General features: G+C 68.8%; 17 protein-coding genes and 1 tRNA gene. 5 read left to right on the top strand and 13 right to left on the bottom strand.

The features are described 5' to 3' along the window. The first annotated feature begins 69 nt into the window (after positions 1–69). Positions 70–2,121: an ATP-binding protein gene (locus tag AAIB33_RS03530; protein WP_345802181.1), complete on the top strand. Its 2,052-nt coding sequence runs from the start codon at positions 70–72 to the stop codon at positions 2,119–2,121. Between the two features lie 37 nt (positions 2,122–2,158). Here the strand turns inward: AAIB33_RS03530 and AAIB33_RS03525 are convergent, their stop codons facing one another. Both AAIB33_RS03525 and AAIB33_RS03520 read right to left on the bottom strand, forming a co-directional pair. Further along, a complete protein-coding gene (locus AAIB33_RS03525) occupies positions 2,159–3,127 on the bottom strand; it encodes a hypothetical protein (RefSeq protein WP_345802180.1) in 969 nt (322 codons plus the stop codon). After that, positions 3,120–3,395 (bottom strand): hypothetical protein, encoded by a 276-nt coding sequence (locus tag AAIB33_RS03520; RefSeq protein ID WP_345802179.1) that lies wholly within the window; start codon positions 3,393–3,395, stop codon positions 3,120–3,122. The genes AAIB33_RS03525 and AAIB33_RS03520 overlap by 8 nt, the downstream gene beginning before the upstream one ends. Before the next feature lie 162 nt (positions 3,396–3,557). Between AAIB33_RS03520 and AAIB33_RS03515 the strand changes: the two genes are divergently transcribed. Continuing rightward, complete coding sequence (locus tag AAIB33_RS03515) at positions 3,558–3,773, top strand: hypothetical protein (protein WP_345802178.1); 216 nt, start codon at positions 3,558–3,560, stop codon at positions 3,771–3,773. 15 nt (positions 3,774–3,788) lie between these two features. On the opposite strand, the gene AAIB33_RS03510 is transcribed toward AAIB33_RS03515, so the two are convergent. From AAIB33_RS03510 to AAIB33_RS03500, 3 genes are all read right to left on the bottom strand, one after another. Beyond that, positions 3,789–4,976, bottom strand: a complete 1,188-nt coding sequence (locus tag AAIB33_RS03510) for a tyrosine-type recombinase/integrase (RefSeq protein ID WP_345802177.1) — start codon at positions 4,974–4,976, stop codon at positions 3,789–3,791. A 4-nt stretch (positions 4,977–4,980) separates the two neighbouring features. Beyond that, positions 4,981–5,220 carry a helix-turn-helix domain-containing protein gene (locus AAIB33_RS03505; protein WP_345802176.1) on the bottom strand — a complete coding sequence of 80 codons (240 nt, stop codon included), beginning with the start codon at positions 5,218–5,220 and terminating at the stop codon, positions 4,981–4,983. A gap of 182 nt (positions 5,221–5,402) precedes the next feature. Next, a tRNA-Pro gene (locus AAIB33_RS03500) sits at positions 5,403–5,476 on the bottom strand. A 109-nt stretch (positions 5,477–5,585) separates the two neighbouring features. On the opposite strand from AAIB33_RS03500, the gene AAIB33_RS03495 reads away from it, so the two are divergent. Genes AAIB33_RS03495 through AAIB33_RS03485 form a run of 3 tightly spaced genes read left to right on the top strand, consistent with a single transcriptional unit; the run spans position 5,586 to position 7,266 of the window. Continuing rightward, positions 5,586–6,167 (top strand): GNAT family N-acetyltransferase, encoded by a 582-nt coding sequence (locus AAIB33_RS03495; protein ID WP_345802175.1) that lies wholly within the window; start codon positions 5,586–5,588, stop codon positions 6,165–6,167. Positions 6,168–6,199: 32 nt separating this feature from the next. After that, positions 6,200–6,892 carry a lysoplasmalogenase gene (locus AAIB33_RS03490; protein WP_345802174.1) on the top strand — a complete coding sequence of 231 codons (693 nt, stop codon included), beginning with the start codon at positions 6,200–6,202 and terminating at the stop codon, positions 6,890–6,892. Then, complete coding sequence (locus AAIB33_RS03485) at positions 6,889–7,266, top strand: S4 domain-containing protein (RefSeq protein WP_345802173.1); 378 nt, start codon at positions 6,889–6,891, stop codon at positions 7,264–7,266. The genes AAIB33_RS03490 and AAIB33_RS03485 overlap by 4 nt, the downstream gene beginning before the upstream one ends. A gap of 3 nt (positions 7,267–7,269) precedes the next feature. Here the strand turns inward: AAIB33_RS03485 and AAIB33_RS03480 are convergent, their stop codons facing one another. The 8 genes from AAIB33_RS03480 to AAIB33_RS03445 form a co-directional block, all read right to left on the bottom strand. After that, positions 7,270–8,169: an NUDIX domain-containing protein gene (locus tag AAIB33_RS03480; RefSeq protein WP_345802172.1), complete on the bottom strand. Its 900-nt coding sequence runs from the start codon at positions 8,167–8,169 to the stop codon at positions 7,270–7,272. Positions 8,170–8,239: 70 nt separating this feature from the next. Next, positions 8,240–9,766 (bottom strand): ribosome biogenesis GTPase Der, encoded by a 1,527-nt coding sequence (gene der / locus AAIB33_RS03475; RefSeq protein ID WP_345802171.1) that lies wholly within the window; start codon positions 9,764–9,766, stop codon positions 8,240–8,242. Beyond that, the gene (cmk, locus tag AAIB33_RS03470; protein WP_345802170.1) at positions 9,766–10,491 is read right to left on the bottom strand and encodes a (d)CMP kinase; all 726 of its coding nucleotides are present in this window, start codon (positions 10,489–10,491) and stop codon (positions 9,766–9,768) included. The genes der and cmk overlap by 1 nt, the downstream gene beginning before the upstream one ends. Before the next feature lie 70 nt (positions 10,492–10,561). Next, a complete protein-coding gene (locus AAIB33_RS03465; protein ID WP_345802169.1) occupies positions 10,562–11,671 on the bottom strand; it encodes a prephenate dehydrogenase in 1,110 nt (369 codons plus the stop codon). Further along, entirely contained in the window at positions 11,668–12,489 is an 822-nt protein-coding gene (locus AAIB33_RS03460) for a pseudouridine synthase (protein ID WP_345802168.1), read from the bottom strand. The genes AAIB33_RS03465 and AAIB33_RS03460 overlap by 4 nt, the downstream gene beginning before the upstream one ends. Then, positions 12,486–13,091, bottom strand: coding sequence for an SMC-Scp complex subunit ScpB (gene scpB, locus AAIB33_RS03455; protein ID WP_345802167.1), 606 nt, complete (start codon positions 13,089–13,091; stop codon positions 12,486–12,488). Before scpB ends, AAIB33_RS03460 begins: the two co-directional genes overlap by 4 nt. Continuing rightward, on the bottom strand, positions 13,081–13,905 hold the full coding sequence (locus AAIB33_RS03450; protein WP_345802166.1) for a segregation/condensation protein A: 825 nt from the start codon (positions 13,903–13,905) through the stop codon (positions 13,081–13,083). Before AAIB33_RS03450 ends, scpB begins: the two co-directional genes overlap by 11 nt. Further along, positions 13,889–14,773, bottom strand: coding sequence for a ParA family protein (locus AAIB33_RS03445; RefSeq protein WP_345802165.1), 885 nt, complete (start codon positions 14,771–14,773; stop codon positions 13,889–13,891). Before AAIB33_RS03445 ends, AAIB33_RS03450 begins: the two co-directional genes overlap by 17 nt. Positions 14,774–14,912: the final 139 nt, after the last annotated feature.

Raw genomic sequence — 14,912 nt, 5'->3', positions numbered from 1 at the left:
GTCAGGCACGATGGTCCATGTCAGTAGCCGGGTCTAGGTTCCATGACAACGAGCACGAAGTGGGGAACCATGGCGCTGACGACTTCGCTGGCAGGTCGGGTGCGGAACACAACGTTGCCGAAGACCCATGCGCTCCTCCCGCTCCATGAGGCGGTCGTCAACGGCATTCAGGCAATCGATACCCGTTTCCCCAACGATGTGGCGGGTCGTGGACGTCTCAGCGTACGCATCCATCGGGAGGCCCACGCGTCGCTCGATCTCGGCACCAGCGCCCCCGGGCGCGCACCCCTGAAGATCATCACCGGCTTCAGCGTCGAGGACAACGGCATCGGGTTCACCGCGGAGAACATGACGTCCTTTGAGACACTCGATAGCGACTTCAAGGCAGGGATTGGCTGCCGCGGAGTGGGCCGCCTGCTTTGGCTGGTCGCATTCGACCGCGTCGAGGTGCGCAGCGCTTACTACGACGACGAGACACTCTTCGCGCGCGAATTCACGTTCTCGGTCAGCCAGGACGTCGTACCCGGCGCCTCGCCCGACGGACTGCTCGACGCTGGCACGACCGTGCGCCTCGACGGGTTTAAGAAGGCGTACCAGCAGAGCGCGGCAAAGACTGCCGAGTCAATCGCACGCGAGATCTTCGAGCACTGCATCTGGTACTTCCTCCGTGAAGGTGGAGCACCAGACGTGATCGTGTCCGACGACGACGAGACGTTCTCGCTAAAAGACTTCGTCGACGAACTCGGGCACACCGAGACCGTTGCGTCGTTCGAGATCAGCGGCCACAGGTTTGAGATGCTCAACCTTCGGTTGAAGACCTCGGCTCGGAACGCGACACCACGACTGCACTGGTGCGCCGCGAATCGCGTGGTCAAGGACGAAAGCATCGCCGGAAGGCTCCCTGGGTTGTACGCCCGCATGAAGGATGACACGTTGGCCGAATTCACCTACGTCTGCTACTTGTCCTCGACCTTTCTCGACGCACACGTCAGGGCTGACCGCACGGACTTCGACCTCCCGGAGCGTTTGCCGGGCGACGCTCTACTCGACGAACCGACGCTAGACGACATTCGCACCGGCGTTCTGGAGGAGGTGTCGAAGGCGTTGGCCAAGCCACTCGCGTCAGCGCAGATCGCGAGCAAGGAGCGGATCAACGAGTACGTGAGTACAAAGGGACCGAAGTTCCGTCCGCTCATGAATCGCATCGAGTCAGCGGGGATCGTCGTTGACCCATCGATGAAGGACTCGGACCTTGAACTGGAGCTTCACAAGCACGCCCAGAGGATCGAGACTGCGGTGCTCGCCGAGGGCCAAGCCGTCTTCGCGGCATCGACCGGCACCAAACCCGAAGACTATGACGAGCGGCTCGCCGAGTATCTCGAGACCGTAAAGGAGCTCAACCAGTCGGATCTGGCGAACTACGTCGCAAGGCGACGGACGACACTGGATATCCTCGCGAGACTCATCGAGTCGAATGGCGACGGAAAGTACGCTCGTGAGGAGCGCATCCACGAGTTGCTGTTCCCCATGCGCAGGGACTCCAACGAGGTCGGGGTCGACGCGTCGAACCTTTGGATACTCGACGAGCGGCTGGTATTCCATGACTATCTCGCGTCCGACAAGACCCTGAAGAGCATGCCCATCACCGACGACGGTTCGACGAATCGACCGGACATTCTGGCGACGCGCATACGTGAGGCAGATTCGCCCGTGCTCGCCGCTCCAGGGCAGAAGCTTCCGTTGAAGTCGATCGTCGTCGTCGAACTCAAACGCCCCATGCGGAACGACTCGACTACGGACGACAAGAACCCCATCGCGCAATGCCTAGACTACGTCGCGCGCGTCAGGGAGGGGCGAATCACAACTGCCACGGGGCGGCCGATCCCGTCGAGCGCGCAAGAGCCGCCGGCTTTCTGCTACGTCATCGCCGATTTGACACCGACGATGGAACGCCAGTGCAAGTTGTCGAACCTGACCAAGACCCATGACGGGCTCGGGTACTTCGGCTACGTCGAGCCGTACAAGGCCTACGTCGAAGTCATCAGCTTCGACGGCCTCGTCAATGCGGCGACAGAGCGCAACCGGGCGTTCTTCGACAGGCTGGGATTGCCATCTAGCTAGGCTGGCTTCTCCCGAGCGGTGCCGGAACGCGGATCGATCAGAGTGAGATATCAGGTCCCCGCTGGGCCCGTTCGGTCGTGAGCCAGCGAAAGACGGTCAACGACGACGTCGGGGACGCGACGCTTGCACGGAGGTAGCCGCGGCTCGCGAACTCCAGCGCGTGGCGGCGAGGCTCCGTGTACACGTCGAGGGGAAGCATCCCGCCCCGAAACCGCGCGCGCGATACCTCGGCTACCCGCGCCCGCAACTCGACCTCGTGGTCCGCGAAGTACTCCTCCGCCACCGCGAGGATCTCGCGGACGACTCGACGGTTCTCCGACCGCTCCTGGAGAGCGTGGACCAGCTCTGGAGGTGTCGGCTCGTCCTGATCTCTGATCCGGGCGATGTCCTCACCGGTGCGCTTCTGCGCGAAGAACGCCTCTGCCGCGGCATCGTTGTGGCGTCGTTCCGCCGCGTGGACCCGGTGCAGCTGACTCTCAGGCAGCCCGGCATGGGCGCGACGACGCGCCATGCGCCTCGCTTCGTTCTCGCGCTCACGGTAGGTCGCCCGCTGATCAGGTGTGGGCGACCAGGTCGAATCGCGGCCGGCCTCCCGTGCACGGTCGACCGCGCGGTGACGAGCCTCGTTCGCCTTGTCCGGGTCGGCAGCCTCCCGAGCGCGGCGGCGCTCGGCGATCGCCTCACGGTTCCTGTAGTAGTAGTCACGCTGAGCTTGCTTGTACGCCTCCGGGTGCTTCTGCTTGTAGCGCTCGCGTGCTTGCTGGCGCTCCTCGGGGTGCTCCTTCGCCCACGCTTTGGCGCGATCAATCCCCTTCTGGCGCCTCTCCTTCTCCTCGCGCTCTCGCTGAGCCTGCTCTCGCATGTATTCGCGGTTCTTGCGGCGGATCTCGTCGCGGTTCCGGTCACGGTAGTCGGCGTAGTACGTCGGGTGCGCGTCGTTCCATGCCTTCCGCTGCGCGGCCAGTCTCGCCGCGCGATCGTCGTCGCTCGGCTGCGCGTCACTCATGGTGAACCGGGAGGAGTTCACCATCGAGCTCCGTGAGTGCGGTGAACAGCTCTTCGCGGGTCGCGGTGGGGTCGGTGATCGCTCGTGCGAAGAGCGCGCGCATCCGGGCCCGTTCGGCGTCGGACACATCGCCGAGCCTCGCGACGCACCAGTCGATGTCCGCGGCGAAGCTGTAACTCGGATCGTCCACCTCGATGCCGGGGTAGTAGAGGAATGCGAGCACAGCCACGTGCCCCAGGACGGCGTCAGCGCGCTCACGATCGCTCATGCCAGGAAGGTGCGCGCCGTGCGCCCAGCAGCGTGTGCGTGCGGTGTCGGCAGGCCGATCTACGCTCAGTCGTGTTCGGCCGGAGGGAGGACGCCGATGGTCGAACGGAGCCGATGGCACCCGCTTCTCGCAGCGGAGGAAGGTCCGACGGGCACATGGAGCTTGGTCGACGCGTTCGACCGCACCTACGGCACCATCGAGCTGCGTCGCGTGAGCGCCACCGACCTCCGCTACCGCGTCTGCTTTCGGGGCGAGGTCATCGGTTGGTCAACAACCCTCCGCCTCGCGTGTGAGCGGCTGCACGCCGAGTTCCTGCGCAATCACGGCCCGAACGGCGGACCAATCGCGAGCTGGGGCGCACAGAAGCCACAACAGTGACCTCGACCATCGTTCTCACGTGGGCCGATCCTTGGCGAACGCGCGGTCGAGCATCTCGGCGGTGGCGGGATTCACCATCTCGTTGCGCCGGATGTAGTGCTGCACGGTGATCTTCGGATCGGTATGGCCCAGCAATTCCGCCGCGAGCTCGACGCCGGCCCGTTCATTGATGGCGGTCGCGACCGTGCGACGGAATGCGTGCGGCGTGACGCCGGTGATGCCGGCGATATCCATCACTCGTCGCAGCTGGCGGCGCACGTTGTTGGTCGTCAACGGAGTGCCCTCCCTGCTGCAGAAGAGCAGTGCGTCGAGCGACGGATCGCTCAGACTGGCCAACCGCCGACGAACGGCCTCGGCCGTGAACGTCGGAATCGCCACAGTGCGCCGCGACTTGGCGGTCTTCGGATGGTCCTGCCGTTGTGTGGGCTCGCCCCTGTTGCTGACGATCGTGCCGGCTATGCGAATCGAGGGAACCGCACTCGTGATCTCGATATCCCTGCGTCGAATCGCGAGCACCTCACCGATGCGCGCAGACGTTCCGAGCATGACCTCCACGATTCCGCCCAGCTGCCCGTCCGGCTTGGGCCCGGAGATCGCGCGGCCTCCCTCCCAGACCGCGATCGCCGTGCGGATCGCGGTCACCTCAACCGAGGTCAGCGCATCCGGCGTACTCGATTTCCGGTGCAGTCGAGCGACATGGTCCATCGGATTGCGCGGCAAGACTTCGTGGCGTACGGCGAGGCCGAATGCCAGGCGGAGCACGACGCGGGCATGCTTCGCTCGGCTATAGCTTCGCTTGTTCAGCTGCTTGAGCAGTTGATCGCAACGTGCGACGCCGATCTCACGCAGCGTCAGATTGCCGAGCGCCGGCATGACGAGGGTCCGCATGTTGCGCTCGTACAACTGGCGTGTGGTCGTCGATAGCCGCCCCTCCTGATCCACGTCGTCAAGCCAGTAGTCGACAAGATGCGAGAACAGGCTGTCGGGAGTAAGAACGGAGGTCGAGGGCTGGAACAGGCTCCTCGTCGACAGTTTCACCTTCAGCGCATGCTCGGCGAGCGCGCGCGTTTCTGCGGTGACCTGCACAAGCCTGGTTCGGCCATCCCAATCGCGATACCGCGCCCTGGCGATCACGCGGCCATGCTCAGCCTCGAGGAACCCGATCTCGCCGAACGTGCCGATGGCGAGACGTGCGCGGCTCATCGTGTCACCGCTGATCGGCCGGCGAACGTGCGCCCGACTCGCGGTGCGCATCGACCCACGCGCGCACATCCGACGCCGCGAAGGTCAGGTGCTTGCCATAGCGGTGAGCCTCCGGCGCATCGCCTTTCATCCGCCACTCGTAGATCGTCGATACCGAGACGCGGAGGTATGCCGCGACCTCGTTGATGCTGAGGAGTCGCTCCAGCCCCCAGAGCTCGAGGGTCGCGGTGTCGATGGCGTCCATACCCAGTCGGTGCGTACGACGTCGCCCCACCGTTCGGAAGCAACCGGAATGAAGACGAGCCACCCGAGCGCTTGCGCCGAGATCCGGCGCTGTAGCGGTCAAAAAGATGGCATTGCGATGACGTGGTCAAGTTTCACCAACTAAGAAGTCCCGGGAACCCTTAGGTTCCCGGGACTTTCCGGTCGGGATGACAGGATTTGAACCTGCGACCCCTTGACCCCCAGTCAAGTGCGCTACCAAGCTGCGCCACATCCCGCTGCCCGACGTGCGGACAACTCCCCCATCCTACCCGTTTCGACGACCGGTCGCGAACCGAGGGGGCGACGCGCGTGCCGGTGTCGGAGGCCGCGCGTAGCGTCGCGCGCATGTCGACCATCACGATCGAGCCCGCGACCTCCGACCGCTTCGACGACGTGCAGCACGCGTTCGACGGCGGCGGCGACGGGCGCGGCTGCCAGTGTCAGTGGTTCACATTGACGAACGCGGAGTTCAGCCGCACGAGCCAGCCTGAGCGCAGAGAGCTGTTCGAGAGGGAGATCGCCGCAGGGCCACCGCCCGGATTCGTCGCCTACGTCGACGGCGAAGCCGCGGGCTGGGTGCGCGTCGGACCGCGAACACGTCAGCCTCGCCTGGGTCGTACGCGCATCATCAAGGCGGCGACGCAGGAGCCGCTCGACGACGACTCGGTCTGGGTCGTGAGCTGCTTCGTCGTGCGGCGCGAGCATCGCAGCGCAGGACTCACCGCGAAGCTGCTCGACGTCGCCGTCGACTATGCCAGGCGACAGGGGGCGCGCGCCATCGAGGGCTACCCGGTCGATGTCGCCGCGGGTGCGAAGTCGCCCAACGACCTGTTCCACGGCGTCCTGTCGACGTTCACGGGCGCGGGCTTCCGGGAGATCGCGCGTCCCAAACCCGACCGGCCGATCGTCGCGCTCGAGCTCGCCTGACCGGCTCCGCCTACGCGCCTACGATGGAGGCCGTGTCCTCCCTTCCCCGCGTGCGCTGGTGGGGCTTCGCGCTGTACACCGTCGTCGCGCTGGTCCACATCGCCGCCCTCGCGGTCGGCGCCGATGCCGTCGCCGCACCGTCCAAGCTGCTCCTGATGCCGGCCCTTGTGCTGGCGGTGTTCGTCGCGGGACGCGGCTCCGACTGGGGCCGGCCCTACACGCTTCTGTTCATGGCCCTCGCCTTCTCCTGGCTCGGCGACGACGCCGGCACCCTCTTCCCGTTCGCGCCCGAGCTGCCGATGATGCTGCTCTGCTTCGGCCTCGCGCACCTCTGCTACATCTGGCTCTTCTGGCGGGTCCTGTCGGTGCGGCGGCTCCCCGTCTGGTCGGCGGTGTACGGGCTGTGGTGGATCGTCCTGCTCGCCGTGCTCTGGCCCGCTCTCGGCGCTCTCCTGATCCCGGTCGCGATCTACGGCCTCGTGCTCGGCGGCACAGCGGCCGCGGCATCCCGCTGTCATCCGCTCATCGCGTGGGGCGGCGCCTTCTTCCTCGCGTCCGACACGGTGCTGGCGTTCCTGCTGTTCGTGCCCGACGCCGTGCCGTCGTGGACCGACCCGGTCGTCATGGTGACGTACTGCCTGGGGCAGGGGCTCATCGCGGCCGGCGTCGTGATCGCCGCGCGGCTGGCGTCGGTCACCACACGCTCGGAGGCGGTCCAGGGATGACCGGTACTGCCCGAGTGGATGCCTGGCTGTGGGCGGTCCGGGTCTACAAGACCCGCTCGGCGGCGACGACCGCCTGCCGGGCGGGACACGTCCGCGTGAACGGGGAGCGCGCCAAGGCCGCGCAGCCTGTGAGGCCCGGCGACGAGCTCCGCGTCCGGATCTCGGGATTCGACCGCATCCTCGTCGTGAAGCAGCCCATCACGAAGCGCGTCGGAGCGGCCGTGGCGGCCGAAGCCGTCGAGGACAAGACGCCCCCTCCGCCGCCGCGGGAGCTCACGGCCTTCGTCCCCGTGCGCGATCGCGGCGCGGGGCGCCCGACGAAGCGCGAGCGGCGCGAGATCGATCGCCTGCGCGGGCGCGAGTCCGACGACTGACGCTCAGGGCAGCAGGTCGAGCAGCCAGCGCGTCCCTCGGACGGCGGCTCCGACATCCCGAACCCGCTCGCTCAGCTCGCGATCGCTCGTCACGACCGTCACCGTCCGGCCCGCCGCGATGAGGCGCGACGTCTCGCGGACGATCGCGTCATCGCCCGAGCCGTCGGCGTCGACGACCTCGACGCCGTCCGCAGCGTCGACCCCGCGCGCCTGGCCCTCGACGACCACGACCCACTCCGGAAACCAGGTGTGCGCGGGAAGATCGATGGACGCAGCGGGTATGCCGGTACCGAGCAGCGAGGCGATCCTGTCGATGAGCCGCGCAGCGGCCCCCGCGCGGTCGCGCCACCAGCCGTCGGGCACCGACCCGACGACGTTGGCTGCGTCGACGACGATCGCGGGACGCACGGTGAGCAGCGGCTCCAGTTCGCTCCACGACGACTCGAAGCCGGGGTGGAGCGGCCGGTCATCGACCTCGGCGGGCGCGACCCACGCCAGCTCGTGGCTCTCGGGATCGCTGATCTTCGGATCGAAGGGCGCCACGACGTCTCCGACAAGGGTCGTGTAGCTCCAGTATCCGAGGTCGAGCACGCTGAGCAGGCGCGGCCGGACGGCGGCATCCGGAACCCCCGCCTCTTCCTTCGCTTCGCGAAGGGCTCCGTCGCACGCGGACTCGCCCTCGTGCCGGGCACCCCCGGGGAGCGCCCACGTGTCGCCGAAGTGACTCCACGACACGCGGTGCTGCAGCAGCACGCCCTTGTCGTCGTCGAGCGCGAGCAGGCCCGCGGCGCCGAAACGGCCCCAGTAGCGGCTCCCGTCGGGGGCGACGACCCACGCGTCGCCCGGGTCGCGCGGACCGTGGGGACGGCGCGGCTCACCGGGTGCGGGAGTCTCGATGGTCACCCGTCCAGCCTGTCACACGGGGGCGGCGCCGGCTCTCGCCCGTGACATCGCGTGACGAGAGCCCTCCGGGTCAGCGCTGCTTCTTCTCGCGCACCCGCATGTTGATGACGATCGGCGAGCCCTCGAAGCCGTAGAGCTCGCGCAGGCGGCGCTGGATGAAGCGCCGGTAGCCCGCGTCGAGGAAGCCCGTCGTGAACAGCACGAAAGTCGGCGGACGAGTGGATGCCTGCGTGCCGAACAGGATGCGCGGCTGCTTGCCGCCCCGCACAGGGTGCGGGTGCTCGGCGACGAGCTCGGCCAGGAAGGCGTTGAACTTGCCGGTCGGGATGCGCTGATCCCACGACTCGAGCGCCGTCTCGAGCGCCGGCACGAGCTTGTCGAGGTGACGGCCCGTGCGCGCCGAGATGTTGACGCGCGGGGCCCACGACACGTGCGCGAGATCCTGCTCGATCTCCCGCTCGAGGTAGCGCCGGCGGTCGATGTTCTCCATGTCGTCGTCGTTCAGGCGATCCCACTTGTTGAACGCCAGCACGAGCGCGCGGCCCGACTCGAGGACGAGGTCGATGATGCGGATGTCCTGCTCGCTCAGCGTCTCACTCACATCGAGCACGACGACGGCGACCTCGGCCTTCTCGAGCGCGGCCGACGTGCGCAGCGACGCGTAGAAGTCGGCGCCCTGCGAGAGATGCACGCGACGGCGGATGCCGGCCGTGTCGACGAAGCGCCACAGCTTGCCGCCGAGCTCGACGATCTCGTCGACCGGATCGCGCGTCGTGCCCGCGAGCTCGTTGACGACGACGCGCTCCTCCCCCGCCGCCTTGTTGAGCAGCGACGACTTGCCGACGTTCGGGCGGCCCAGGATGGCGACGCGGCGCGGCCCGCCGATCTCCTGCTTCGCGACGGCCGAGATCTCGGGAAGCACCTTCATGATCTCGTCGAGGAGGTCGGCGACGCCGCGGCCGTGGATCGCCGAGACCGGCCAGGGCTGGTCGAGGCCCAGGTTCCACAGCGCCGCGGCCTCGGGCTCCTGGCGCGCATCGTCGATCTTGTTGGCGACGAGGAACACGGGCTTGCCGCTCTTGCGGAGGAGCTTCACGACGTGCTCGTCGGTCGAGGTCGCGCCGACCATCGCGTCGACCACGAACAGCACGACATCGGAGAGGTCGATCGCGACCTCGGCCTGCGCCGCGACGGAACGATCGATGCCGCGCGCGTCGGGCTCCCAGCCGCCCGTGTCGACGAGCGTGAAGCGGCGGTTCATCCACTCCGCCTTGTACGTCACGCGGTCGCGCGTGACGCCGGGGGTGTCCTCGACGACCGCCTCGCGGCGACCCAGGATGCGGTTGACGAGCGCCGACTTGCCGACGTTGGGCCGGCCCACGATCGCGACGACCGGAAGCGCGGGGAGGAACTCGATCCCGTCCTCGCCGAGCGTCACGCCGGCGAGGAGCGCGGCATCCTCGTCGTCCAGCTCGTAGTCGGTCAGCGACGCGCGCAGGGTCTCGGCGCGCTGCTCGGCGAGCTGCTCGTCGAGGTCGGCGAGCTTCTCGGCCAGCTGGTCGGGCGCACCCTCGTACTCTTCGTCTTCAGCACCCATCAGGCGCTCTCTCCTTCCCGAGGCCCGGAGGCCTCGCCGAGCGCCCCGCGGACGACGTCGAGGACGGCGGCCACGGTCTGGTCGAAGTCGAGGTGGGTCGAGTCGACGACCGTCACCCCGGGCGCGGCCGTCAGGAAATCGACGACCTTCGAATCGGATGCATCACGGCGGTGCAGGGCATCGGCGACCGCCGCCGCGTCGTGCGAGGTGAGCTCGGCGCTGCGACGTGCGGCGCGCACCTCGGGGGCGGCCGTCAGCAGAATGCGCACGGGCGCATCGGGGGCGACGACGGTCGTGATGTCGCGGCCCTCGACGACGACGCCGGGCCGACCCGAGCGGGCGACGAGCGAGCGGAAGAGCGCGTTGACCGACTCCCGCACGGGAGGGACGCGGGCGACGCCGCTCACGGCATCCGTCACCCTCGGCTCGCGGATCGCGTCCGTGACGTCCGTCGCGCCGACGCGCACCCAGTACGCGTCGGGGTCGAGCGAGATGGAGTAGTCGAAGTCGCCCGCCACGTCGAGGACGGCCGCCGCGTCCGACGTGTCGGCCCGGTGTTCGAGGGCGTGCCACGCGAGCGCCCGGTAGGCGGCGCCGGTGTCGAGGTAGCCGTATCCCAGCTCGCGGGCGGTCTGCTTGGCGACGCTCGACTTGCCGCTGCCGGCGGGGCCGTCGATCGCGACGACGACGGGCTGGGCGGGCGCGACGGCGGGCCTCTTGAACACGGTGCCTGAGCTCGTCGAAGTGGTCTGCCCTGAGCTTGTCGAAGTGGCCTGCCCTGAGCTTGTCGAAGGCTCAGTCATTGACACTCGCAATCCTCCAGCCACGGGCCTCGAGCCCTTCGATGGCGCCGCGCACGGCGCTCGGCACGACCGAGATCTCGGCGAGGCCGAACTGCGCGCCGGGCGAATGCTCGAGCCGCAGGTCCTCCACGTTGACGCCCAGCTCGCCCAGCTCGCCGAAGAGGCGGCCGAGCTGTCCGGGCCGGTCGTCGACCATGACGACGAGGCTCTCGAAGCGGCGATCCTGGCCGTGCTTGCCGGGGAGTCGCTCGACGCCGTCGTTGCCGCGGCGGATCGTGTCGGCCACGGCGCGTCGCGCACCGGGAACCTCGGGGTCGCGAAGCGCGTCCGCGACCGACGCGAGGTCGGCGGCCAGCGCGTCGAGCACGTCGACGACGGGTGCCGAGTTCGCGCCGAGGATCTGCACCCACAGCTCGGGAGCGGATGCCGCGATGCGGGTGGTGTCGCGGACGCCCTGGCCGGCGAGGCGCAGCGATCCGTCGGAGGCGTCGACGAAACGTCCGGCGAGCAGGCTCGCGACGAGCTGCGGGACGTGCGACACCAGCGCGACCGAGCGGTCGTGCTCCTCGGGCGTCATCTCGATCGGCGTGGCGCCGAGGTCGAGGGCGAGCCCTTCCACGAGCGCGAGATCGGAGGCGGACGTCTCGCCGTCACGGCAGACGACCCACGGCCGCCCGATGAAGATGTCGGCACGCGCCGCGATGGCGCCCCCGCGCTCGCGCCCCGCGAGCGGGTGCGATCCGATGTACCGGCGCAGGTCGACGCCCCGGTCGCGAAGCGTGCGCAGCGGCTCGAGCTTGACGCTCGCGACGTCGGTCACGACGGCGTGCGGGAAGCGCGCGAGCTCGCGCTCGATGACGTCGGCCGTGACGTCGGGCGGCACCGCCACGACCACGAGCGATGGAGCGTCGTCCTCGCGCGCGGCCCGGCCCGCGCCGTAGTCGATCGCGAGGCGCAGCTGAGCTGGCGACGTGTCGTCGAGCGCGACGTCGACGCCGTTCCCGCTGAGCGCGTGCCCGATGCTCGATCCGAGCAGGCCGGCGCCGACGATGCGCACCGTTCCCTGCACGCGGGCAGAGAGCGCGCCCGTGGAATCGCTCACCGTGTCTCCTGGTCCCCCGGCGACGCGTCGGTCGCCTGGCGCGAGGAATCGTCGACCGCGCCGCTGTCACGGCGCGCGAGAGTCAGCAGCGCGCCGCGTTCCACCTTAGTCAACTCGCGTGCCCGCCCGACTGGGAGGGTTCCCAGGTGCAGCGGGCCGAACTGCCGCCGCACGAGCTCCACGACGGGATGCCCCACCTCGGCCATCATGCGGCGCACGATGCGGTTGCGGCCCGAGTGAAGCGTCAGCTCGACGAGAGACCCGCCACCCTCCGCCGAGCTCGAGAGCAGCCGCGCCTTGTCTGCCGCGATCGGTCCGTCCTCCAGCTCGACCCCCTTCGTGAGGCGCTGGATCGTCTGCGGGGAGACCCGGCCCTCGACCTTCGCGATGTACACCTTCGTCACGCCGAAGGACGGGTGCGCCAGCACGTGCGCGAGCTCGCCGTCGTTCGTGAGCACGAGGAGACCGCTCGTGTCGGCATCCAGGCGTCCGACGTTGTACAGCCGCTCGGGCCAGTCGTCCGTGAACCGACGCAGGTCGGGTCGGCCCCGCTCGTCCTTCATCGAGCTCACGACGCCGCGCGGCTTGTTGAGCATGACGTAGCGCTTCGACTGGTCGAGCTGCACGGCCGTGCCGTCGACGTCGACGAGGTCGTTCTCGGGGTCGATGCGCGAGCCGAGCTCGGTCACGACCTTGCCGTTGACGCGCACGCGTCCCGCGACGATGAGATCTTCCGCCACGCGGCGCGAGGCGACGCCCGCGTTGGCGAGCACCTTCTGCAGGCGGACGCCTTCCGCCGGCTCGGGGACCACGGTCATCGAACACCCTCCTCGAATCCATCGGCGCCGTCGTCGAGCAGCGGCGAGATGTGCGGCAGCTCGTCGAGCGAGTTGATGCCCAGGTTCACGAGGAGCGCGTCGGTCGTGCCGTAGTGGATGGCGCCGGTCTCGGCATCCGCGAACACCTCCGTGATGAGGCCGCGTGCGAGCAACGTCCGGACGACGGAGTCCACGTTGACGGCACGGATGGATGCCACCTGCCCGCGCGTCACCGGCTGCTTGTAGGCGATCACGGCAAGCGTCTCGAGGGCTGCCTGCGAGAGGCGGGACGGCGCCTGCGCGTTCACGAACTCCGACACCAGGTCGTCGTGCTCCTCGCGGACGTACAGCCGCCAGCCGCCGCCGACCTCGCGCAGCTCGAAGCCCCGGCGCGGTCCGCCGGCCAGGCCGTCGTAGTCCTCGACGAGCGATTCGATCGCCTGCCGCACGGCGGGCACGGGCGAGCCGACGGCGGTCGCGAGGCTCACGAGGCTCTGCGGCTCTTCGACGACGAGCAGGATCGCCTCGAGCCGACGTGCCACCGAGGCGGCGGCATCCAGCGGACGGGCCTGCCCTGAGCCTGTCGAACAGTCATCGGTCATAGTCGGCCCCCAGGGTCGCGAGATTCTCGTCGGACCACCGCTCGGCGGTCCAGCGCAGGGTGAGTTCGCCGAGCGGCTCGAGCTGCTCGAACGACAGCGCGGCGTGGCGGTACAGCTCCAGGACGGAGAGGAAGCGGGCCACGACGACCCCCGTCTGCGTGACGCCGGCGACGAGCTCGCGGAAGCTGAGGCTCCCCGCCGAGCGCAGCAGCGTCACGACGACGGCGGCCTGCTCGCGGATGCTCACGAGCGGCGCGTGCAGGTGGTCGAGCCCGACGCTCGGGATCTCCTTCGGTGTGAACGCGAGGATCGCGAGGGCGGCGAAGTCGTCGACGCTGAGGGTCCACACGAGTTCGGGCACCGCCTTGCGGTACTTCGCGTCGAGGCGCACCGAGCGCGTGTGGCGGCGGTCTTCGCGACGGATGCAGCGCTCGAACCACGCCGAGACCTCTTTGAAGGCGCGGTACTGCAGGAGTCGCGCGAAGAGCAGGTCGCGCGCTTCGAGCAGCGCGACGGACTCGGCGTCGACGAGCTCCCCCTGCGGCAGGAGCCCCGCGACCTTCATGTCGAGCAGCGTCGCGGCGACGACGAGGAACTCCGACGCCTCCTCCAGCTCCTCGTCGGGATCGAGCTCGCGCAGGTACGAGATGAACTCGTCGGTCACCTTCGACAGCGAGACCTCGGTGATGTCGAGCTCGTGCTTGGAGATGAGCGTCAGGAGCAGGTCGAACGGCCCGTCGAACACTCCGAGCGAGACCCGGAACCCGCGGTCGTCACCGCTCGCGCTGGGCTCCTCGTCAGGCGACGGCGCCACGGGCGACCAGCTCCCGCGCCAGCCGCAGATAGGCCTGGGCGGCGGCGTGCTCGGGCGCGAAGTCGGTGATCGGCACACCCGAGACCGAGGCATCCGGGAACTTCACCGTGCGCCCGATGACGGTCTCGAGCACGTCGTCGCCGAAGGCCTCGACCACCCGCTCGAGCACTTCGCGCGAGTGCAGCGTGCGCGGGTCGTACATCGTCGCGAGCAGGCCGTCGAGCGTGATGGTCGGGTTGAGGCGGTCGCGCACCTTGTCGATCGTCTCGATGAGCAGCGCGACGCCGCGGAGGGCGAAGAACTCGCACTCGAGCGGGATGATGACGCCGTGGCTCGCCGTGAGCGCGTTGACGGTCAGGAGCCCGAGCGACGGCTGGCAGTCGATCAGGATGACGTCGTACTCGGGTGCCAGCTTGCGCAGCACGCGCGAGAGGATCGTCTCGCGGGCGACCTCGTTGACGAGCTGAACCTCGGCCGCCGACAGGTCGATGTTGGCGGGGATGACGTCGAGGTTCGGCACGTTCGAGTGCACGATCGTGTCGTGCGGATCGCGCTTCGCGTCGATGAGCAGGTCGTACACGGTCGGCACGTCATGGGCCTGGATGCCGAGCCCCGCGGTGAGCGCGCCCTGCGGGTCGAAGTCGACCGCCAGCACCTTGCGGTCGTAACCGGCGAGCGCGGCCGCGAGGTTGATGGTCGTCGTCGTCTTGCCGACGCCGCCCTTCTGGTTGCACAGCGCGATGATGCGGGCCGGCCCGTGACCGGAGAGCTTGGGCGGCGTGGGAAAGCCCTGATAGGGACGCCCGGTGGGGCCGATGGGCGTGTCCTCTGCCGAGGCCTTTGCTGCGCCCGTCCTTGTGCCCGCCACCGAATCTCCTGCTCTCACGGTTATCCGGTCGATTCTATCCACGCGGCCGGGCCCCGCCCGCGAGACTTCACGAATGTCCGCGAATCGCGTGCTCGACGAGACATCGGCTCGAGGTCAGCGCGCGGGAACGGGATGCCGC

The sequence above is a fragment of the Microbacterium sp. AZCO genome (assembly GCF_039614715.1).
In the GTDB taxonomy this organism is placed as follows: domain Bacteria; phylum Actinomycetota; class Actinomycetes; order Actinomycetales; family Microbacteriaceae; genus Microbacterium.
The sequence above is the reverse complement of the archived record's forward strand: the minus strand, read 5'-3'. Positions and strand labels throughout refer to the sequence as shown.